General features: G+C 33.4%; 23 protein-coding genes. 10 read left to right on the forward strand and 13 right to left on the reverse strand.

Annotated elements, in window-relative coordinates; all coding sequences use genetic code 11:
- The first annotated feature begins 2 nt into the window (after window positions 1-2).
- Window positions 3-770 (forward strand): M48 family metallopeptidase, encoded by a 768-nt coding sequence (locus M666_RS10990; protein ID WP_024480034.1) that lies wholly within the window; start codon window positions 3-5, stop codon window positions 768-770.
- Window positions 771-848: 78 nt separating this feature from the next.
- On the opposite strand, the gene M666_RS10995 is transcribed toward M666_RS10990, so the two are convergent.
- The 4 genes from M666_RS10995 to M666_RS11010 all read right to left on the reverse strand — a co-directional run bounded on the left by M666_RS10995 (window position 849) and on the right by M666_RS11010 (window position 4,762).
- Complete coding sequence (locus tag M666_RS10995; RefSeq protein WP_226989903.1) at window positions 849-1,913, reverse strand: glycoside hydrolase family 5 protein; 1,065 nt, start codon at window positions 1,911-1,913, stop codon at window positions 849-851.
- A gap of 134 nt (window positions 1,914-2,047) precedes the next feature.
- Entirely contained in the window at window positions 2,048-3,187 is a 1,140-nt protein-coding gene (locus M666_RS11000; RefSeq protein ID WP_024480036.1) for a peptidylprolyl isomerase, read from the reverse strand.
- Window positions 3,188-3,197: 10 nt separating this feature from the next.
- Entirely contained in the window at window positions 3,198-3,746 is a 549-nt protein-coding gene (gene gldI / locus M666_RS11005; RefSeq protein WP_029445891.1) for a gliding motility-associated peptidyl-prolyl isomerase GldI, read from the reverse strand.
- Complete coding sequence (locus M666_RS11010) at window positions 3,746-4,762, reverse strand: DHH family phosphoesterase (RefSeq protein ID WP_029445892.1); 1,017 nt, start codon at window positions 4,760-4,762, stop codon at window positions 3,746-3,748. The genes gldI and M666_RS11010 overlap by 1 nt, the downstream gene beginning before the upstream one ends.
- A 75-nt stretch (window positions 4,763-4,837) precedes the next feature.
- Between M666_RS11010 and M666_RS11015 the strand changes: the two genes are divergently transcribed.
- The gene (locus M666_RS11015; protein ID WP_029445893.1) at window positions 4,838-5,881 is read left to right on the forward strand and encodes an alkaline phosphatase D family protein; all 1,044 of its coding nucleotides are present in this window, start codon (window positions 4,838-4,840) and stop codon (window positions 5,879-5,881) included.
- Window positions 5,882-5,961: 80 nt separating this feature from the next.
- Complete coding sequence (locus M666_RS11020; RefSeq protein ID WP_029445894.1) at window positions 5,962-6,378, forward strand: nucleoside-diphosphate kinase; 417 nt, start codon at window positions 5,962-5,964, stop codon at window positions 6,376-6,378.
- A gap of 159 nt (window positions 6,379-6,537) precedes the next feature.
- Here the strand turns inward: M666_RS11020 and M666_RS11025 are convergent, their stop codons facing one another.
- The 7 genes from M666_RS11025 to recF form a co-directional block, all read right to left on the reverse strand.
- Entirely contained in the window at window positions 6,538-7,200 is a 663-nt protein-coding gene (locus M666_RS11025; protein WP_029445895.1) for a hypothetical protein, read from the reverse strand.
- Entirely contained in the window at window positions 7,193-7,906 is a 714-nt protein-coding gene (locus M666_RS11030; RefSeq protein ID WP_029445896.1) for a hypothetical protein, read from the reverse strand. Before M666_RS11030 ends, M666_RS11025 begins: the two co-directional genes overlap by 8 nt.
- Complete coding sequence (locus M666_RS11035) at window positions 7,903-10,419, reverse strand: sensor histidine kinase (RefSeq protein WP_029445897.1); 2,517 nt, start codon at window positions 10,417-10,419, stop codon at window positions 7,903-7,905. The genes M666_RS11030 and M666_RS11035 overlap by 4 nt, the downstream gene beginning before the upstream one ends.
- Entirely contained in the window at window positions 10,412-11,647 is a 1,236-nt protein-coding gene (locus tag M666_RS11040) for a DNA cytosine methyltransferase (protein ID WP_029445898.1), read from the reverse strand. The genes M666_RS11035 and M666_RS11040 overlap by 8 nt, the downstream gene beginning before the upstream one ends.
- Window positions 11,648-11,718: 71 nt before the next feature.
- On the reverse strand, window positions 11,719-12,015 hold the full coding sequence (locus M666_RS11045; RefSeq protein WP_024480041.1) for a DciA family protein: 297 nt from the start codon (window positions 12,013-12,015) through the stop codon (window positions 11,719-11,721).
- Window positions 12,015-12,437, reverse strand: coding sequence for a hypothetical protein (locus tag M666_RS11050; protein ID WP_052206654.1), 423 nt, complete (start codon window positions 12,435-12,437; stop codon window positions 12,015-12,017). The genes M666_RS11045 and M666_RS11050 overlap by 1 nt, the downstream gene beginning before the upstream one ends.
- A 145-nt stretch (window positions 12,438-12,582) precedes the next feature.
- Window positions 12,583-13,668 carry a DNA replication/repair protein RecF gene (recF, locus tag M666_RS11055; protein ID WP_029445900.1) on the reverse strand — a complete coding sequence of 362 codons (1,086 nt, stop codon included), beginning with the start codon at window positions 13,666-13,668 and terminating at the stop codon, window positions 12,583-12,585.
- Window positions 13,669-13,792: 124 nt separating this feature from the next.
- On the opposite strand from recF, the gene M666_RS11060 reads away from it, so the two are divergent.
- The 7 genes from M666_RS11060 to M666_RS11090 all read left to right on the forward strand — a co-directional run bounded on the left by M666_RS11060 (window position 13,793) and on the right by M666_RS11090 (window position 20,130).
- Complete coding sequence (locus M666_RS11060) at window positions 13,793-14,569, forward strand: tetratricopeptide repeat protein (RefSeq protein WP_024480044.1); 777 nt, start codon at window positions 13,793-13,795, stop codon at window positions 14,567-14,569.
- 2 nt (window positions 14,570-14,571) lie between these two features.
- A complete protein-coding gene (ribH, locus tag M666_RS11065) occupies window positions 14,572-15,054 on the forward strand; it encodes a 6,7-dimethyl-8-ribityllumazine synthase (protein ID WP_029445901.1) in 483 nt (160 codons plus the stop codon).
- Between the two features lie 356 nt (window positions 15,055-15,410).
- Window positions 15,411-15,641: a hypothetical protein gene (locus M666_RS11070; RefSeq protein ID WP_226989904.1), complete on the forward strand. Its 231-nt coding sequence runs from the start codon at window positions 15,411-15,413 to the stop codon at window positions 15,639-15,641.
- Window positions 15,641-17,494, forward strand: coding sequence for a DNA mismatch repair endonuclease MutL (gene mutL / locus M666_RS11075; RefSeq protein ID WP_029445903.1), 1,854 nt, complete (start codon window positions 15,641-15,643; stop codon window positions 17,492-17,494). The genes M666_RS11070 and mutL overlap by 1 nt, the downstream gene beginning before the upstream one ends.
- Entirely contained in the window at window positions 17,495-18,238 is a 744-nt protein-coding gene (locus M666_RS11080; protein ID WP_029445904.1) for a rhomboid family intramembrane serine protease, read from the forward strand.
- Window position 18,239: 1 nt separating this feature from the next.
- A complete protein-coding gene (locus M666_RS11085; RefSeq protein WP_024480049.1) occupies window positions 18,240-19,106 on the forward strand; it encodes a rhomboid family protein in 867 nt (288 codons plus the stop codon).
- Between the two features lie 4 nt (window positions 19,107-19,110).
- Complete coding sequence (locus tag M666_RS11090; RefSeq protein WP_029445905.1) at window positions 19,111-20,130, forward strand: endonuclease/exonuclease/phosphatase family protein; 1,020 nt, start codon at window positions 19,111-19,113, stop codon at window positions 20,128-20,130.
- Here M666_RS11090 and M666_RS11095 read toward each other — a convergent pair.
- The gene (locus M666_RS11095) at window positions 20,116-20,442 is read right to left on the reverse strand and encodes a DUF6122 family protein (protein ID WP_029445906.1); all 327 of its coding nucleotides are present in this window, start codon (window positions 20,440-20,442) and stop codon (window positions 20,116-20,118) included. The genes M666_RS11090 and M666_RS11095 overlap by 15 nt on opposite strands.
- Entirely contained in the window at window positions 20,435-21,070 is a 636-nt protein-coding gene (locus tag M666_RS11100) for a WbqC family protein (protein WP_029445907.1), read from the reverse strand. The genes M666_RS11095 and M666_RS11100 overlap by 8 nt, the downstream gene beginning before the upstream one ends.
- Window positions 21,071-21,076 lie beyond the last annotated feature (6 nt).

Consider the following 21,076-nt stretch of genomic DNA (forward strand, 5'->3'; position numbering starts at 1 on the left):
TAATGAAAACAAGTATTTTAATGGCCGTTTTTGCCTTAGGAACGATTAGTTTGCAGGCGCAATTTGGCAAAATGTTAAAAAAAGGAAATGTTGATGCAGGGAAGAAAATGGTCGCTGCAGCATCTTTAACAGATGAAGATATGGCTAAATTGTCATTGGAATCTGTAGTATGGATGGATGAAAACAATCCTGTTGGAGAAGCGGGTGATCCTTATGCGGATCGTTTGGCTAATTTGGTGAAAGGTTTCGAAAATGAAGATGGTTTAGATTTAAACTATAAAGTATATTTAGTAACCGATATTAATGCATTTGCAACTCCAGATGGTAGTGTGCGTGTTATGGCAGGTCTAATGGACTTAATGACCGATGATGAGATTCTTAGTGTTATTGGTCATGAAATAGGGCATGTTAAATTAGGACACTCTAAAGAGCGTTACAAGTCGGCTTATAAAATTTCGGCTGCTAAAGATTTAGCTGTTGCTAATACAAATTCTGGTAAAGTATTAGCAGATGGCGAAATTGGTGGTTTCGTTGAGAATGTTTTAAATGCTCAATTTTCTCAAACCAATGAATCTGAATCTGATAAATACGGATTTGAATTTTTAGTACGTCATGATTTAAATTACCATGCTATGGAAGGTGCTTTTCAAAAATTAGCAGACTTAAGTGATAATGGTGGTAAAGGATCGTTAACGTCTTCTCACCCAGGTTCTGCAAAACGTTCTGAAAGAGCTAAAGAATGGGCTGAAAAACAAGATGCAAAGAATTAATTATAATACTATTGAACAGAAAAGCTCCTTACAAATTGGTTGTAAGGAGCTTTTTTTATAGGGTATTTCTACCTCTATTTAGTAGGTAGGATTCTTAGCTAATAATTCTGAACGGACTAATTTTCCTGAAACAGTAAGCTCACTTTCGGCCCAATTTCCTGAGCCACTAGCACCTGATGTTAGTGCCGCAGCATTCTCATCTTTATCTGCAATAGACCAATTACACCAAGAAATTTTATGATCGTCTAAATAGTTCCACCAAGTTTTGGTAGATGCTTCATCAATATAACCATTTCCAGAGGCTTCTGTAACACCATACTCTGTAACGAAAATGGCGAGATTGTTGTTTAGTGCTATTTGCGCTATATCTCTTAGTTCTTGTTTATGTGTAGCGGCATAGTAATGCAAGGTGTACGCAACATTAGCATCATTAATTTCATGACCAACTACTTCATCTACACGCTGAGACCACGTTCTGGTCCCACAGATAATTAGATTATCTGGGTCATACTTTCGTATTTCTGCGATAATAGTTTCGTGGTATGGTTTTAAAACTCCAGTCCATGAAACATCCAATGGCTCATTATATGTCTCATAGATGATATTTGGTTGATCTCCGTATTTCTGGGCTACTTCCGCAAAGAAAGCTTTAGCTTCAGGGATATGATCTTCTGCATGGTGGCTATGCCAATCTACAATCACATAAATTCCAGCGTCTATAGCGGCATCAATCACGGCGAATACTTTGGCTTTTTCTGTAGCAGGGTTGCTAATGTAGCCATCTGCATCTTCAATACCCATAGCGGCTCTCACTACGGTGGCATTCCAATCTGCATGCAACCAATTTACCGTTCCTGTTGTGTAGTATTGTCCCATCCATTGGCTCCAAAATAAAGACATACCCCGAAGTTGAATTGGGTTATTGTTCTCATCTACAATTTTGCTTCCAGAGACACTCAACTGTCCGTAAGCTTCCACAACATTGGTGGCTGTTTCTGTATTAGTGTCTGGTTCAGGGGTACTCTCTGGCTCGGGAGCTGCGGGTTCATCATCCGTAGCATCGGCAGTTTCTTCGGTATCTACCGGGTCAATAATTTCGGGCTCTGCATCGCTGCTGCAGGAAATTAGAAAAAAGAGGCTCAAAAAAAATACTGTTTTGAAAAGGGGAATTCTCATAATCATTTAAATATATAGGTTAAGGGCTAAAGGTATAGTAAATAAAAACACCTGCAAAAAGCAGGTGTTTTATATTTTTTAATCAAATTGTGATTTTTTGCTTATTGCGCAATATCAACCATTTCTAAATCAAAAATTAAATCGGTATTTGCAGGAATTGGTCCTCTACCAGATTCGCCATAGGCTAAATGAGAAGGAATGAACACACGTGCTTTTTGTCCTACTTTCATTTTCATTACGGCTTCTTTAAAACCAGCAATCATTGGTGCATCCATACTTACAACCATAGGCATTGGCTCATAGCCACCTTGATCTCTTCTGTTCCAATTAAATTGTCCGTATAAGGTAGATGTTTCTTCTACATTACTATCAAACAAACGGCCATCTTCAAAATAACCTGCGTAATATAGGTTTGCCGTTTGACCCACTTTAGGCTTTTCGCCAGTACCTTCTTCTAAAGTAAATATTTTTAAACCAGAAGCTAAAGTTTGTGCCGCTTTTTTCTGACTTTCTAAGTTAGCTACAAACGCAGCTTTTGCTTCCGCTAATTTTTGCTCACGCTCAGCTTCTAAACGAGCAGCCTCTTTTTCTCTAAGCTCTTCATCCGCAAAATATTTTTTCATAACAGCAACGGCATCAAATTTCTTTGCCTCTTTACCGTTTCTGATAATTTTTACCTTGTTCATAATCACAGCTTCTACAGGCTTATTGTTTTCCCCAACGGCTACAGTAGCAATGCTATCTAAAGTATCCATTCCGTTTACAACTTCACCAAAAACTGTATGCTTGTTGTCTAACCAAGGCGTTTCTTTATGGGTGATAAAAAACTGACTTCCGTTAGTTTTAGGCCCGGAATTGGCCATTGAAAGGATTCCTTTTTTGCTATGACTTAAAGAATCTACAAACTCATCAATAAAGCGGTATCCAGGATTTCCCATTCCAGTTCCTGTTGGATCACCACCTTGAATCATGAAATCTTTCATTACCCGGTGAAAAGTAAGTCCGTCATAATAATTTTTTCCTTTTAAGCTATCGGTTACAAAAGGATTTTTTCCTTCGGCAAGAGATACGAAATTGGCAACAGTAACAGGTGTCTTATCATATTCTAATTTTACAATGATATCTCCTTGTGTTGTTTGAATATCAGCAAAAATGCCATCGCCTAAATCTGCTGTTTTGCTAGATTTACAGCTGCTTACTAAAACAGTTGCAATAAGAAGTAAACTAAGAATGTTTTTCATTTTTTTAAATCTATTTATTTGTTGGGTGTTTTTCTATGTTTAAAATTTCTACGGATGATTTTATTGGGGTATTGGGGGTAATTTTATTATCATCTCCATGGTAGCCAAAAGCTAGGGAAGATGGGAATAAAAAAGTAGCTTTTTCGCCTTCCTTTAAAAGGGTAAAGGTATGTCGTAAGCCTTTAAATAAACTAGGCTTATTTACTTTTATACGTTGTATGCCAATTTCTTTTGCGGTATATATGGTGTCGTTGGTAAGCGTCATGATGTTGTAGGTTAACGTTACAACATCTTCTTCTTGAGGTACATATGGTAATGAATCATTTTTTATTTCATAATAAAACCATGATCCAGTAGCTGTAGGTAAGTATTCATGAAGTGTATCTTTTTTTACCAATCTATTTATAATCTTTACTTCTATTTCTAAAAGATCTTTGTTGCGTTCTACGGTAGATTTTACCAGCTTAGGTGTAGATACACGAACTGGTTTACGCGCAATAGGCTCTTCACAACTTATAAAAAGTAAACATAATGCACTCAAATATAACAGATACTTCATTATCGGGTTAATTCTTTTAAATGTTTCGGTAACAAGTTTACAAAATACGCTGCAGTTTCTTCTAATGGAAGGTCACTTTTTCCTCCGGCAGCATTATTATGTCCGCCACCATGAAAATAAGCACGTGCAAATTCATTAACAGAAAAATCTCCTTCAGACCTGAACGATATTTTTATAATACCTTCTTCTTTATTCTCAATGAAGATTACCGCGAAGCGAATACCGTCTAAAGTTAATCCGTAGTTTACAAAGCCTTCCGTATCTCCTTTTTGATATTTATAGGTATCTAACTCATCTTGACTAAGGGTGATGTATGCCGTATTAAATTCTTCTAAAATCACCATGTTTTTAAGCGCACAGCCTAATAAATGCAATCTGCTAGGAGAATTGGTGTCATACACAACGTTGTGTATACGGGTATTTTCTGCCCCTTTATCTATTAGTTCTGCAACAATTTTGTGCGTTTTACTAGTGGTTGAGGAGAATTTAAATGAGCCTGTATCTGTCATGATCCCCGTATAAAGGCAGTTGGCAATTTCGGAGGTAATCTTATCGGTATCACCTAAATAATCGATAAAATTATAAACCATCTCACAGGTAGAACTCATAGTAACATCAGAATAGGTCACCAATGCATAGTCAGACGGCTCTTGGTGATGATCTATCATAATAAAAGTAGCAGAAGCTTCTTCTAAGAACGATTGCATCTGCCCAACACGTCCTAAATGATTAAAATCTAACGTAAAAATTAGTGTAGCTTCATCAATAGCTCTTTTAGCTTGTGAATTTTCTACCTCAAAATTTAGAATATCTTCACTACCTGGCATCCATTTTAAAAACTTAGGCGAATCATTAGGACTAATAATTGTAGCGTCTTGTCCGTTGTTTTTTAGATAGTGCCATAGCCCTAATGTAGAGCCAATAGCATCTCCGTCAGGATTTTTATGTGGTATGATAACTATTTTTTGTGGAACACTAAGTAGCTCCTTTACTTTGCTAATATCCTCTGAATTCATGGCGGCAAAGATACTATTTTATACTATAGTGCTACAGTAAGAATTGCTATTTTTGTAAGGAAACAATATTTGAAAATGAAGAAGTTACCAATAGTATTTAATAGTGTATTTATTTTATTAGGGGTGGTACTAGGGCACGCGCAAGACAAAAGTGTTCCTGATGCGCGTGTGGAAAAGGCCGATTTTACCATCGCTTTTGGGTCCTGTAATAAGAGTACTATCCCCAATGTATTGTGGGATGATATTTTAAATACCCATCCTGATGTCTGGATATGGGGAGGTGATAATGTCTATGCAGATACTAATGACATGCAAAAGCTTCAACAGTTTTATAAAAGCCAAGATAGCATACTAGGCTATCAAAAATTAAGAGCCGAAGTTCCTGTGATTGGTACTTGGGATGATCATGATTATGGTTTAAATGATGGGGGAGTAGAGTATGCCTTCAAAAAAGAAAGTCAGCAGGTATTTCTAGATTTCTTTAAAATAGCAAAAGATAGCCCACGTAGAAAACAAGAAGGGGTGTATGCTTCTCATACCTATGATACGCCAGAAGGGAGTATTAAAGTAATAGTTTTAGATACTCGTTACTTTAGAACCGCATTAACTAAAGATACCGAAACAAAAAAAAGAACGAAACCAAATACTTATGGAGAAGGTACCGTTTTAGGAGCAACACAATGGGAGTGGTTAGCGAAGGAACTGAATTCTAGTACGGCAGATTTTAATATTTTAGTAAGTAGCATACAAGTGTTGTCTAATAAACATGGTTTTGAAACATGGGGTAATTTTCCGCATGAAGTAGATAAATTAGAACAGTTGATTGCCGATTCTAAAGCGAAAGGTGTTGTGGTGCTTTCTGGAGACCGGCATATTTCAGAATTTTCAAAGACAACTATAGCAGGTGTTGGGTATCCATTGATAGATTTTACGAGTAGCGGACTTACCCATGTATATTCTTCGTACTCAGGAGAAGAAAATCCGTATCGGGTAGGAGAGGTGGTAGCGGAGGTAAGTTTTGGCACCTTGACTTTTAATTTTGAAACCAGTCATGTGGTTTTCAAAATAATAGGCGATAAAGGTAAAGTCTTGGGTATCTTGGAACAAGGGTTTAAATAATCGTTAACTTACCTTCAGTTTTTTATTAATCTATTGTAGAATGTATTTAAAATAGTACTTTTGCACAAAATTTAAAGAAAATGACAAATAGAACATTTACAATGCTTAAGCCAGATGCTGTTGAAAACGGACATATTGGTGCTATTCTAGACAAAATTAATGCTGCTGGTTTTAAGATTGTAGCTATGAAATATACGCAATTAAGCAAAAGAGATGCTCAAGCGTTTTACGCTGTTCATAGTGAGCGTCCTTTTTACGGAGAATTGGTAGACTTTATGTCTAGAGGACCAATTGTTGCTGCTATTTTAGAAAAAGATAACGCTGTTGAAGACTTTAGAGCTTTAATTGGTGCAACTAACCCAGCTGAGGCTGCAGATGGTACTATCCGTAAAATGTTTGCTACGTCTCTTGGTGAGAATGCAGTACATGGTTCTGATAGTGATGAGAATGCTGCTATTGAAGGAGCTTTTCATTTTGCTGGAAGAGAGATCTTCTAAGTAAAACAACATAGAATATACTAAAAAAGGCTACTCAGTGATGAGTGGCCTTTTTTGATTGTAAAATTTTACATTATTCATATTTAAGCGTATTAATATATTCAAATAGCTATAAAACTGTAACAATTCAATATAAATTTGAAGAGTTGTTAACTTAAATTATCTGTAATTATATTTTAACTGAATTTGATTTCTTAATTCAAATACTAACCTTGATAGTTCAATTCTATTTTTGTTTTCTTTATTTAATAAAATTCTGTTTATTTTTTTGTTTAAGTAAAAACGGAAATACTTTGGAACATCTATGAATCTAATCTTTTCATTTATTAAAAGTTTTATGATTTTAATAGAACACTCTACATAAATATCGTTGAAAATATTAATTTCATCTTTATTCAATACTTTCTGAAAATCAGAATACTTATTATAATGCTTTAACTCTTCCTCTGAACTGATTATATTTCCAAATCCAAGTGAAAAATTTGATTTATAAATTTTTTTAATAAAATCACTCGATTTACAACTTAAAAGAAATATATCGTGCTCATCAAAATAGTGGTTTGCCCAAGTCGCATCAAGAAAATATTTTATGTATTCAAAAGTATCGTCTGGCTCATATAAACCACTTGAACTCCCATGTCCTAAATAAACTATTAATGATTTAGGCTCTAAATCACCAATTAAAGATTTTGCTTTTAGAATTGATTTTTCATCAGATTTAAATGAATAATAAATTGGTTCAAACTCTTCTTTGAATTTATTTAAAAATAAAGTAGAATTATCGGACGCATGAATAATTAAAACACTTTTATACTTATTCATTTAAATTAGAATAATGAGCGATTGATAATTCTATAAATTCGCGAATAAATTTTAAGCCACCAATATCTTGATGATTAAGGTCTAAAATATCTGCTATTCTCTTTCCATCGTAATCGGAATTTCCTGTATTTACTATTGTGTTTTCATCAAATGATATTAATGAATCAAGAACTACATTGGAAATAGTATTAGATTGTTTTAAAAGAGTTTTTATTTCCTCAAACCTTTGTTCATCTCTCTTACAAAACTTTATTTTTAACTCAATAATCTCTCTTATAAACTCTAAAGAAGGAATTATATCATCTGGTTGTTCTTCTATTTCTTTTTTTATTTTTTGTAGAACATAATCTGAAGCTTTTTTAATATCAGACGAGTAGATAAGGAAAGTACGACTTTTCCATTTTTCTTTAGTCTCAATTACCCATTCAATTATATCCCAACCTTTTATACCAGGAAATTCATTGTCCTTATCTAATATATTCCAATCTGTTATAATCAGATTTATATTCCTACCTTTAGTTTTTTGAATGATTTCTGTTTTGAAATCATCAACAACGAATTCATTTGTATCAGCATCATAAAAATCAATAGGATTTATGACTATGGGTGTTATAAGACATCCGCTTATTTTAATCTTATTATGGTACTGATTAATTGCCTCGGGGTCATCGTCAAACACTAAATAATTTAATTCTATTTGACTCATTTTAGTGTGATTTTAAATGAAGCCCCTTTTAATTTTATATTATTCCCAATAAAATCAATAGACCCTTTTAAGTTTGTTATTCTTTTTTTTGCATCAAACATACCAATCCCTGAACCTCTTTCTTTTGAGTCTCTTACACCTAATTCAAAAATAGATTTTGGGTTTTTAGCGAGTAATTCAGAGACACCAATGCCGTCATCGTGATAAAGAATTTCTAATTTTTTGTCAACTTTTGAAAACTCAACTAAAATATTATTGGCTTTGGCTTTAATTGAATTAGAGACAAGATTGTCAATTATAATATCTACTTCTATTGGATTGATTAATGAGTATTTCTCAAATAAATTTTCAGTTTTAATGTCGATTTCTTCTCTTGAAACACTAACGTCATTCAAATATTCTGTGATATATTTTGGAAGGTTAATTCTTTGGTTGGTAAACTTATAATCGAAGTTGGATTTAATAATTATTTGAGAGACCTTAATCGCTTTGTCAATGTTATTCTTGATTGAATATATTTTTGACTTTGTCTGTTCATCAAGATTTGAGGTGAGTAAATCATTAACATAAGTCGAAGCGTTTCCAACATATAAGTCGATAGAGTGAACAAGTTGTTCTGCATCATCGCTTAGAGTCTTCCTAGTTGCAGTTAAATATTGAGTTTTCTTTGTCTCAATTGTAAGTTTATCAGATAAATTTTTATTTTTCTCTTCTTCTTCACGTGCTTTTTTTTCAGCTTTTAATTTGGCTAACTCAGCTAAAGCTCTTTCTTTTTCTTTTCTTTCAGCAAGTAATTCAGCTTTTCGTCTTTTCTCTTCAGCTTCTTTTCTTTTCTTTTCTTCTTCTTCTCTTTTTAGCTTCTCTATTTCAGCTTTCTTCTCAGCTTCAATTCGTTTTCGCCTTTCTTCTTCCTCTCTTACTAGAGCAGCTTCCTTTTCATGGATTATTTTATTAAAATTATTCTCTGTAAGTTTAACCTGACTTAACAATTCTTTATCGCTTGTTTTTACTGCAATTTTTTCTAATTCTGCGATAAATTTTGGTTGAACGTCTTCTAATCTTTCATTTACGAGATTTACTAATTCTTTATTGTATTTAATGATTTGGATATCATTGTCATCACTAAGTGTCTTTATTAAATTGACAAAATCTATTTTACTTCCAATATTTTTAAGTGCATCTTCATACGAATCTTTGTCTTTGTCTTCTTTTAAGCTTTCTCGATGTAATTCAGCTAATTGATTGTTTAGAAAGTATTTCTTTTTCTTGAATGCTTCACCCCAAAGTACACCAACTACATAACGTTCGAGTCTTTTAAGTGCTTTTTCAAAAAATATATCAAATAATAATTTTTTACCTACGGTTTGAACTAATCCACCATCTCTACTTGACACTTCTTTAAATTCGTCAAAATTTTCGGTTATTAAATCTACTTTTCCAAATAAATCTCTAGTTCCTAAAAATCTGTTATATCCTTGTTGTTTCCTATTGTCTAATTCCCAACTATCGTCTCCAACATTACCATAAGGTTGAACTCTGAAACCGTTCTTAAACAGAAAGATATTTCCATAATTAACAGGCTCGATGTCCATTAACTTTCCAAAGTTAATTTTGGCACTCCTATTAAGAAAATATAAGTTTATATCTAAATCGTCTATAATAGATTTATAACTGTTGGGTTCTTCAATATGATATATTAAAGAACCTCTGTCAATAACTTTTGTTGTTATTAAATCTCCTTTTAGGCTTACATCAATTTGGGTGGTTTTTAAGTCAAAAATTTTTAAAATACTATTGCCAATAACTCCATTTATTTTTAAATCTTTATCTGATTTTTTTAAAATTAGAATATCATCAGAAGCTGTTATGTCGATTTTAAAAGAATCTTCTTTTGTAAATGGATTAATTAGTTTTTCAAGTGATCTTCGTAGTTCAAAAACTTTTTTACGGTCCCAAGATGAATTTAAATTTTGAATTTTTAAAATAGTACCATTAATACTTTTATTAGGAAATATTTGGTTGTTTTCAATTTCTTCAAAAGGTATTTTAACTGAATTGAAACTTTGTTCCGCATCTTTTTCGAATTCGCCCCAATCAACATCCAATTTAAAGGTTTGGTCAGAGCTTGCTTTTGAGGTTATAAGTTCTAATTCAGAACCTAACCTATCACATGAAAACCTGCCAACACCTTTAGCACCAGCATAAAACCTTCTAGATTTCAAATTGTTTAAATGAGAATCTCTCTGTAAATCACTATCTTCTAAGCCCTCTTTTTTAGCAGAATATGCTACTGCAAACCATTTTTTTTCTAAATCAACTTTAGACATTCCTTTGCCATTATCTGCAATAATAATTTCATCTTTACTAAAAGAGATTTTGACGTAGTTAGCATAGGCATCATATGAGTTTTTAACCAATTCATAAATTGCAATAAAATCATCGGTAATTAAATCTCTACCAATGATATTTTTCATACCGGTTTTAACATCAAATTTTAAAGTGCCTTTATCCATTATTTAGTATTGATCTTAAAACTAAACCTGCTTGTTCACCAAATAATGGTGGAATTGCATTTCCAATTTGTGAATACCTAGGAACCTCTTGTGTTCTTCTTTTCCCTCCGGTAGTGTATTTACCTTTAAACTCGTACCAATCGTTAAATGATTGTATTCTAGCATATTCACGTACGGTAAAAATTCTAGGTTGCGAATAATGTACGTAATCGTCAGGTAAAGTTGTAATCGTTGGAGTAGGGGTGTTTCCAGATAGAGGGATTATCGTTCGCTTTTTAAGATTGAATTTTTCTTTTATTTCGTCAGATAAAGTTTTGTTCTTATCTGCATATTTTAAAATGTATAGTAACTTTTCTACTGTACGTTCCGTATGTTTTGCAAACCTATGGCTATCCGGGATTTTAGTGTTGATATCTCCTTTTAGTAATTTCTGATAATTAGAAGTTACTTCATTATAAAGACTAGTTTTAAAAGAAGCTGTATCTGGAGAAATAGTTTCTTGTTTTCTAAGTAAATCAGAAATAGCATCTTCAAGTGTATTCGTTAAGCCAATTCCTTTGTTAATTAAAAATTGTTTTCTTTCTTTTTTTATTGAATCAAAGAATTCTATTGGACTAGTTTTTTTTGCAATATCTTTTCTTATTCCTACTAGAATGAATCGCGTTCTTTTTTGTGGTACACCATATTCAGAGAAATCTATAAGTCTTCCTTCTACTTGATAGCCAAAATAATTTTTATCTTTTGGAGTATAGCGTAGTGCTCGTTTTACGTATTCTGAATAAACTATTCCTTTAAGTTTGTTCTTGTCAAACTTCTGTGTAAAGCCTTTAACGTTTTCAAAAAAAATGACTTTGGGTTGTACTAACCTAATGAATCTAATGTAAGATTTTATTAGCTTATTTCTTAAATCATTTTCATTTCTTTTTCCAGCAGTAGAAAATCCTTGGCAGGGTGGTCCGCCGGCAACCATGTCTATCTTTCCTCTTAAATTTTTAAGTTCCGAAGGGTAGTTCTGAATAATCTCATTTATATCATGATTTGTTTTTGGTAACCAATTTGGCCATTCAAAATGATTATTATTATCAATCAGATTATGATTAAAGGTTTTAAAAGCATCTGGGCTTTTTTCAACTGCAAAGTGGCCTTTCCATAAACCAGAATTATATAATCCTAGTGAAAGCCCGCCACAACCTGCAAATAAATCTATATATGTTTTTTTATCCTCCATTATAGGAAAAGTCTTATTATTGAATTGAATTAATACAAATATATAATCAATATTCTAATTAAAATGGCAGTTTACCGCAACACCAACTTCTTCACCACTTCTTTTTTTAACTCATCGTTAAGCATGGTGATAATTTTAGATTTCCCCAGGCTTAGTTCTGATCGCAATACGGAAGAAGACAGTGATATAAATAACGTATCTCCCCGTAATTCTATGGCAGTAGTATAGTTATTAACGCCATTACCCATAAGATTGGTCCAAGCTTCTCTAACATCAACTTTATCCATACCTTTTTGGAGTTTGTTCACGTCAATAAACTCTTTTAGAGCTTCACTTAAGGGAATGTTTTCTCTGCGTCTTTTCGCCATTATTTAGAAATATTTATAGGTTCGTAGCGTTTGTAAAAATACGTGATATTATCCTCACTGGTGACTGAAAACTTATCTTTTGATATAGATTTTAAGGTTTCTGTCCACTCACTTATTTCCGTTTTATAGGTGAATAAGAATTGGTCTTCTTTTTTGTAAATGCTAAATAGTTCAGCATCATTACTAGTAATGTAGGTGCCGCTAAATGTGGGTTTTACTTTTTTTCTAAAACCTTTTAATCCGTCTAGTTCTATATAATCTATAGTTTCATTTACTTTGTATTCTTTCTTTTGTCCGTCAGAGAGCGTCACTTTCTCAATTTCCCAATATCCGTTTAAATGACTCAATTGCTCATCTGTAATCTTTTGAGAACAAGAAGTTATTAGGAATAGGAATAATACGATGCTTATTTTTTTTATCATTGAGTTGCTTTTTCTAGTACTATTTTTTTTAGGTTCTAATCTGTTCTCGATACTATTTTTGTTTCGTTGCCCTGCACAAAAATCACTCGAACTGACATTCTCTATTATTTTGAACTTTGCACTTGAACTTTTTAGTTGCCATCAACTAACTCCCTAATTTGAACATCTTATAGGACTGGTGAGTGGTTTTAATTACATTTTCTGTTCTGTCCGCATGAGTATCGCTTATAAATAGCTGCCCAAAATTTTCATCGTTCACCAAACTAATAATATGACTTACTCTGTTTTCGTCTAGCTTATCAAAAATATCATCTAACAATAAGATAGGTGTAGTTTTAGATTGCTCTTTAATAAAATGAAATTGTGCTAGTTTCAATGCAATAAGAAATGATTTTTGTTGCCCCTGACTTCCAAATTTTTTAATAGGGTGTTCGCCCAAATCAAAATTTAAATCGTCTTTATGAACCCCAACACTGGTATATTGTAGTGCTCTATCTTTTTCAATATTTTTGCATAACAGGTCCAAAAGCTTTGTGTCTAGTAGTTTACTATCGTAGACTATGGATACTTCCTCATTTCCGCCAGAGATAATCTGGTATTGTTCTTTAAAGATAGGGATAAAGGTTTCTAAAAAGGCCACACGTTTGTTAAATATTTGAGTGCCATAGGTGTCTAGTTGCTCATTGTAGACACTTAGATTAGTGGCATCAAAAGTATGGTTGGCAGCAAAATATTTTAAAAGTGAATTACGCTGACTCACAATCTTATTATATTTAAGCAAGGTCTGCAGGTATTCTTTATCGGATTGTGAAATAACACCATCTATAAATTTTCGGCGTGTATCACTACCCTCGGTAATCAAATCTCTATCAGAAGGCGATATAATGACTAGTGGCAAGAATCCTATATGGTCTGAAAGCTTATCATAGGCTTTGCCATTTTTCTTAATAATTTTTTTCAGTCCTTTTTTAAGACTGCATACTATTTTTTCTTCTCGGTCTAATTTTTCAAAATTCCCTTCGATGACAAAAAAATCTTCGCCATGTTTTATATTCTGAGTGGCTATAGGGTTAAAATAACTTTTACCAAATGATAAATGGTAAATGGCATCTAGGATATTTGTTTTTCCAATACCGTTCTGACCTACGAAACAGTTGATTTTGCTGTCAAAATCGAAATTTTCGGTACTAAAATTTTTGTAATTTATAAGGGATAATTTCTTCAGAAACATGCTCTGTAACCGTGATTTTTAGATTGATTAGTAGACGAACGTGCAAATTATCGAAAAATAACGAATAAGAAGCTTCCGATTTTGAATAAAAACTTTATTTTTGCCCGATTATTAAAATTAAATAATGGCTACATACAAGAAGCGCGGATATAAAGCAAAAGAAGTAAATATTGATTCTACAGACGAAGTTGAGTTCAATGAACAAGACAGTACAACGGCTGAGGTGTTTAGTACCTTAGATGATAGTGCAAATAAAACTGAAGAATGGGTTTCTAAAAACCAAAATTATATTCTAGGTGTTATTGGTGCTATTGCAGTAGGGGTTTTAGGGTATTTAGCCTATGATCAATTTGTGAAGAAACCACAAGAAGCAGATGCAGGAAACGAAATGTTTTATGCAATGCAATATTTTAATGAAGCTTTGCAAAACCCAGTAGCGCAAGATTCATTATACAATTTAGCATTGAAAGGTGGTAATGGTAAATATGGTTTAATTGATGTTATTGATAACTACGGTGGTACAGAAAGTGCAAATCTTGCTTCTTATGCCGCAGGGATGTCTTACTTAAACACACAAAAATATCAAGAAGCAATTGATTATTTAAGTGATTATACCGCTAAAGATGCTATTACAGATGCTATTGCAAAAGGTGGTATGGGTGATGCATTTATGCAATTGAATCAGCCAGAAGATGCTTTAGGATATTATGAAAAGGCATTAAGTGCTAATACAAATGAGTATAGTACACCAATGTTTTTACAAAAAGCTGGTGTTGCTGCTTTAGAGCTAAATAAGAATGATGCTGCTTTGAAATATTTTGAAAGAATAAAAGAAGAATTTGCAAAATCTCCAGAAGCTAGTTTGGTAGATGCTTACATTGCAATGGCTAAAAATAAATAAGTATGGCTACAGCCAATAAAAATTTATCTGTTTACGATAAAGCTACAATCCCAAATGCGAAAGATTTTCGATTTGGGATTGTTGTTTCTGAATGGAACACGAATATTACAGAAGGATTGTTCAACGGAGCTAAAGAAGCCTTATTAGATTGTGGTGCTTTAGCCGAAAATATTATTCGTTGGAATGTTCCTGGTAGTTTTGAATTAACCTTTGGAAGTAAAAAAATGATAGCAACACAAAATGTTGATGCTGTTATTGCCATAGGAAGTGTTATTCAAGGAGAAACGAAGCATTTTGATTTTGTTTGCGATGCTACCGCTCAAGGAATAAAAGACTTAAATGTGCTAACTGATATTCCTGTGATTTTTTGTGTCTTAACAGATAACAATCTACAACAAGCAATAGACCGTAGTGGTGGTATTCACGGAAACAAAGGTACAGAGGCTGCTATTGCAGCTATTAAAATGGCGGCATTAGGTTCGTAATAGGATCTAAATTATTGAGTTTTAGCTTTAAAAATAAACCCATGGGTCTTGTTTTTAAAGCTAAACTTGTTTTTAACCCTTTCCTTAGTCTTATTTTTTAATGAATATGAGGCTCATTAGACCAGTAATTTCTCTTCTTATTTTTAGTTTATCTATTTTAAAGGCTACATAGTATACAACCACAGATGCTATAACTTGTTAGTTCTTGATTGGAATGTTAACAATTTTTAGCATTGGATGTCAGGTGGAGTGCTGTATTTTCAGTATTTTTGATGCTGAATCATAACATTCTTATCTTGAGATTAAAAGGGTTTAAACTTAGAAAAAACACTAGTTTTAAGTACGTACCACGTTACATGGAGAACGAGGGTGTGGAGAATGCTTATAAAATTGATTCTAAATTTTCCAAATATAAAGATGCTACCGTTCCCGGTGATATGCGTGGCAGTTGGGGAGAAGCAAGAAAGGCAGGAAGAACTAAAGGAAATAGAGATATTAATTTTAGGCTTGTAGTTATTATTGCAGTCCTGGTTCTTATTGTTTGGTGGTTTTTTGATTTTGACTTATCCCTTTTTACTAGATTTTAATGGCTGACATAATTCAACTTTTACCCGACCATGTTGCGAATCAAATTGCTGCTGGCGAGGTAGTGCAACGACCTGCTTCTGTTGTAAAAGAGCTTTTAGAAAATGCAATTGATGCTGGTGCTGATGCTATAAAATTGATCATTAAAGATGGTGGAAAGGCCTTGATCCAGGTTGTAGATAATGGCGTGGGGATGAGTGCTACAGATGCACGTTTAAGTTTTGAACGGCATGCTACTTCAAAAATAAAAAGCGCAGATGATTTGTTTTGTTTGCATACCAAAGGGTTTAGAGGAGAAGCACTTGCTTCTATAGCGGCAATTGCACATGTAGAACTGCTTACACGAACAGAAGAAGAGGAGCTGGGAGTGCAGTTAAAAATAGAAGGAAGCAAAATTAGTTCTCAAGAACCTATTGTAACGCCAAAAGGAACTTCTTTTTGCATTAAGAATCTATTTTTTAATATTCCAGCAAGACGAAATTTTTTAAAATCTAATCAAGTAGAGTTCAGGCATATTACCGATGAATTTCATCGTGTAGCCTTAGCGCATCCAGATATTCAATTTCATTTTTATAATAATGGAAGTGAAATTTTTCACCTTCCAAAATCTAATTACAGGCAACGTATTGTTAATGTATTTGGATCTAAAACTAATGAAAAGCTCGTTCCGGTAGAGGAAGAAACGCAAGTGGTTAAAATTTCTGGTTTTATCAGTAAGCCAGAATTTTCTAAGAAGAGTAGAGGAGAGCAGTTTTTCTTTGTTAATAATAGATTTATTAAAAGCCCGTATTTGCATCATGCAGTAGTGAGTGCTTTTGAAGGTTTAATAAAGTCTGAAAACCATCCGGGTTATTTTTTATACTTAGATGTAGACCCTGCTTCTATTGATATAAACATACACCCAACAAAAACAGAGATTAAGTTTGATGATGAGCATACCGTTTATGCATTATTGCGTTCTGCTATAAAACATGCTTTAGGGCAGTTTAATGTAGTGCCTGCCTTAGATTTTGAGGCAGATCAAAACTTAGAAACGCCTTATGATTATAAGGCAAAATTAGCAGAAGTGCCTAGAGTATCCGTAGATGCTAGCTTCAATCCTTTTGCAGAGGATACCCCTAAAGCCAGTCATAGGTCTTCTGCTTATGAAAAGCCTAGTACTAAGGGTTGGGAGAATATGTATGTTGGTTTAGAATCTAAAGTGGGTAAAGAATCAGATTTTAGTAGTGTTAGTTTTGAATCAGAAACCATTACGGGCTCTATTTTTGATAATCAGGCAGAAGCAATTGACACCGTTTCTACTACATTTCAGTTAAAACGTAAGTACATCGTAACTACAATTAAGTCTGGAATGATTATTATAGACCAGAGCAGAGCACACCAACGTGTGTTGTATGAAAATTTCTTGAAGAATATTACTATTAAGGAAGGGGTGAGTCAGCAATTACTTTTTCCATTGCAATTAAATTTTTCAAGTACCGAAGTACATATCATCAAAGAAATTATTGATAGCTTAATAAATTTAGGTTTTGCCTTTGATGCGATAGAAGAAGAATATGTTTCAATTTCTGGTGTACCTTTGTTGGTGCCTGAAAGTGAGGTAGGAATGGTTTTAGATCAGCTTATTTCTGACTATCAAATGGATACTCCGGAAGATAGTTTTTCACAATCAGATATTGTGGCTAAAACATTAAGTAAAACCTTAGCAGTAAAAACGGGTGAACAATTGGATAGTGAATCACAATTGGCCTTAGTTAATAATTTATTTGCGTGTAAGGAATTTAAGATTAGTCCGTTTAACAAACCTATATATATTACCCTTACTGGGGAAGATATAGATAAAAAATTCTTTTAAATGATTAGAATTACTGAAGCGGTAAAGCATCTAATTATCATTAATGTATTGTTCTTCGTGGCCACGTTGATGGTCGGAGATCAAATGTATCAATGGTTTGCTTTGTGGTTTCCTAAAAATGAAAATTTTCAAGTTTGGCAATTAATTACCCATATGTTTATGCATGGAGGGCCTTCACATATTTTGTTTAATATGTTTGGTCTTTGGATGTTTGGGTCTGCGGTAGAAGATTACTTAGGGAAGAAACAGTTTTTATTCTTGTATTTTTCTGCGGGATTAGGAGCCGTGATTTTTCAATTTGGCTTTTATTATTTCTCTTACTTGCCTGCTTATACCGACTTAATAAGCTCTGGTTTGTCAGGAGATCAAATTGTACAAATGTTAAGCTCTAATCAGCTTTTAGAGTCTGTGAATGATGCACAACGTCTTAAGTTGCAAGAAATGTTTCCTATTTACAATGCATCGATGGTAGGGGCTTCTGGTTGTATCATGGGAATATTGGCGGCTTTTGGAGTGATGAAGCCTAATGCAGAACTAATGATGATATTTATACCCATTCCAATAAAGGCGAAATACTTTATACCTGGGATTATATTATTAGATCTTTTTTCTGCACTTTCAGGAAAATCTTATTTCAGTCCGAGTAATACGGCTTTTATGGCCCACGTAGGTGGTGCAATATTTGGATTTATAATGATGTGGTATTGGAAGAAAAATTCATTTAATAAGAACCGTTGGGACTAATATGGCTGTAAATCTAAGATATCAATTTACCCGATTAAATATAGCTGAAAAGCTTATTGTGGTCAATGTAGCCTTGTTTATTATAACAAGACTAGTGGCTGTGCTTTTTGGCACCAGCGTTGATGCCTTAGTGCATTGGTTTGAGCTTCCTAAAGATTTTGGAACATTTATCACGCAACCATGGTCTATTGTTACTTATGCTTTTTTTCATGGAAATTTAGGGCACATCTTTTTTAATATGATCATGCTCTATTTTACGGGTAGGATATTTATGAACCTGTTTGGCGAACGTAAATTTATCAATGTATATTTTTTGGGCGCTATTTTCGGCGGATTATTATTTATGCTGAGTTATAATATATTTCCGGCCTTAACAGGTTTGAATAATTCATTAATTGGTGCTTCTGCGGCAGTAATGGCGGTGCTGATTTTTGTATGCACCTATACACCTAATCAAGAAGTGCGGGTGATATTTTTTAATATTAAACTTTGGCATTTAGGGGTTACTTTTATAGTGATAGATTTAGTCTTTATTGGAGGAAACTCTAATATTGGCGGCCGGTTGTCTCATTTAGGGGGTGCCTTTATAGGGTATTTATACGCAAGCCAATTAACAAAGGGGCGTGATATAGGTGCAGGATTTTCTAGAATGTTAGACAGTATTCAAAACCTATTTACTAAAGAGAAAAAGGCTCCTTTAAAGACGGTGTATCGCAAGCCATCTTCTAATTTAAAAACCGTAGCAGCGTCCGATAAAGAAAAACACCAAAGACAAATTGATATTATCTTAGACAAAATAAGTAAATCTGGGTATGAAAGTCTGTCTAAAGCAGAAAAAGACTTCTTATTTAAAGCAGGTAAAGAATAATTAGGTGGGTATAGGCTCTTTTTTTAGTAAAGTAATTTTTGGTCTTAATGTGCTGCTTGGAGTACTGTTACTGCTGTCTTGTTTGGTGCCCTATGTTTCTGTAGAAACGGTTCCTTTTATAGCTTTTTTTAGCCTTACCATTCCTATTTTGGTCTTATCCAATTTATTGTTTCTGTTATATTATGTATTTGGGAGAAACAAACGTGCCTTCTTTTCATTCTTTATTTTGTTGATTAGTTACCTCTCTCTAAGTTCCTTTTTTAAATTACGTTTTTCTAATGCTACTGATACTTCGGCAGATGTAACGCTGATGACTTTTAATGTGCGCAGTTTTAATAAGAATATGAATATTAAAAATGATGCCGTTTTTGAGGAGACCTTAGATTTAATTACTACGGAAAATCCAGATGTAATTTGTTTTCAAGAATTTAATTTTCGAAAACAAAATGATTTTGTGAACTATAAATATAAATATCTAGAGTATAAAACCAATCAGGGTAAAGTTAAATTGGGCTTTTACTCTAAGTATCCTATCATTAACCAAGGCTTAATTAATTTCCCAGAAAGTCCTAATAATGCTGCTTTCGTGGATATAGTGGTGGCAAAAGACACGCTTCGTGTATACAACCTTCATTTAGAATCTTTACGTGTAGTGCCAGATAAAGATATCATAGCTCAGGAGGAGTCTAAGAAGCTTTACCGGAGGCTCACTAATTCATTTAAGAAGCAACAGCAACAAGCGCAAATCATAAAGGAACACAAAGAGCAATCGCCCTATAAAGTAATTGTGTGTGGTGATTTTAATGGCACGCAGTATTCTAATGTCTATAAAACAATTCGAGGAGAAATGTTAGACACTTTTCAAGAAAAGGGCTCTGGATATGGGAGAACATATAACTTTAAATATTATCCTGTTCGGATTGATTTTATTCTTTTAGATAATAGCTTTGAAGTATTGTCACATAAAAATTATAACGTAAAGCTATCAGATCACTTTCCGGTAATGACCTCATTTAATTTCTAACTGCATTAAATAACAGTCGGTAGCATCTGCGACCATATGTAGCAATAATGCAATGCCAAAAATTCTAGTTTTCTTAAAAAAGAGTAATCCAAAGTAAATAGCAATAGCCCAGTATTGATGAAAGAAATGAAAATTGATGCTACATCTATTGGGATCAAATATACGTGCAGCAAAAAGATGATCTACATCAATTAAAATTGCGGCTAACAGTATGATAATAGCCCTAGCTCTAGTTTCTCTTTTAAAAAAAAGAACACCGATAAGAATGGGGACTATAAAATGAATTCCGTAATGTGCTATAAACCTAAGCATCTAAAAAATCAAGTGGCATTTGCTCCAGATAGCTTAGGGCATTGGTACCTTCATTAAAGAGCAAGTCTAAAATGCTTAAATTATCAATAAAGCCATTTCGGTCTCCAAAAACTTGAACATAAGGTTCTTGTGGAACGCTTATTTGTTTTTTGGCATCTATGAGGTTGCGACCATCAAGACTGTCATCTTCTGGAGTCTTGTGAAAGATGCTTGTCTTAACTTCAGGCATTTCTAATTGTAGACACTCACAAGCAATCTCTATCGTTCTAAGATTAAATTCTAGTAGTGAGTCAAAGGTCTTTGTGTATAGTTCGGATATTTCATCCTCATAGAACTCAAAGAACGGAGACGTTCTGTAAGCGGTTTGTAGGGTTCGCCAGTGCTGACGTTGCCAAGCATATTTATTGTCAATTAAAACAGCTGCATACGCATTTCTACCTTTATTCTTCCCATTGTGTTTAATCGGAATACTTAGAGTATGAAAGCCACGGTCATTCGCAATATTACAACGGTTTCTGAAGCTTTGCTTTTGATAATTTCCAGATACTTCCCAAATAATATCTTTTTGGGCGATTACTGCAAAATTGGTCAGGTTAAGGAAATAACCTGGATGCATTAAAACTTTCATAAGTGT

It is taken from the genome of Cellulophaga baltica 18 (assembly GCF_000468615.2).
Lineage (GTDB): Bacteria > Bacteroidota > Bacteroidia > Flavobacteriales > Flavobacteriaceae > Cellulophaga > Cellulophaga baltica.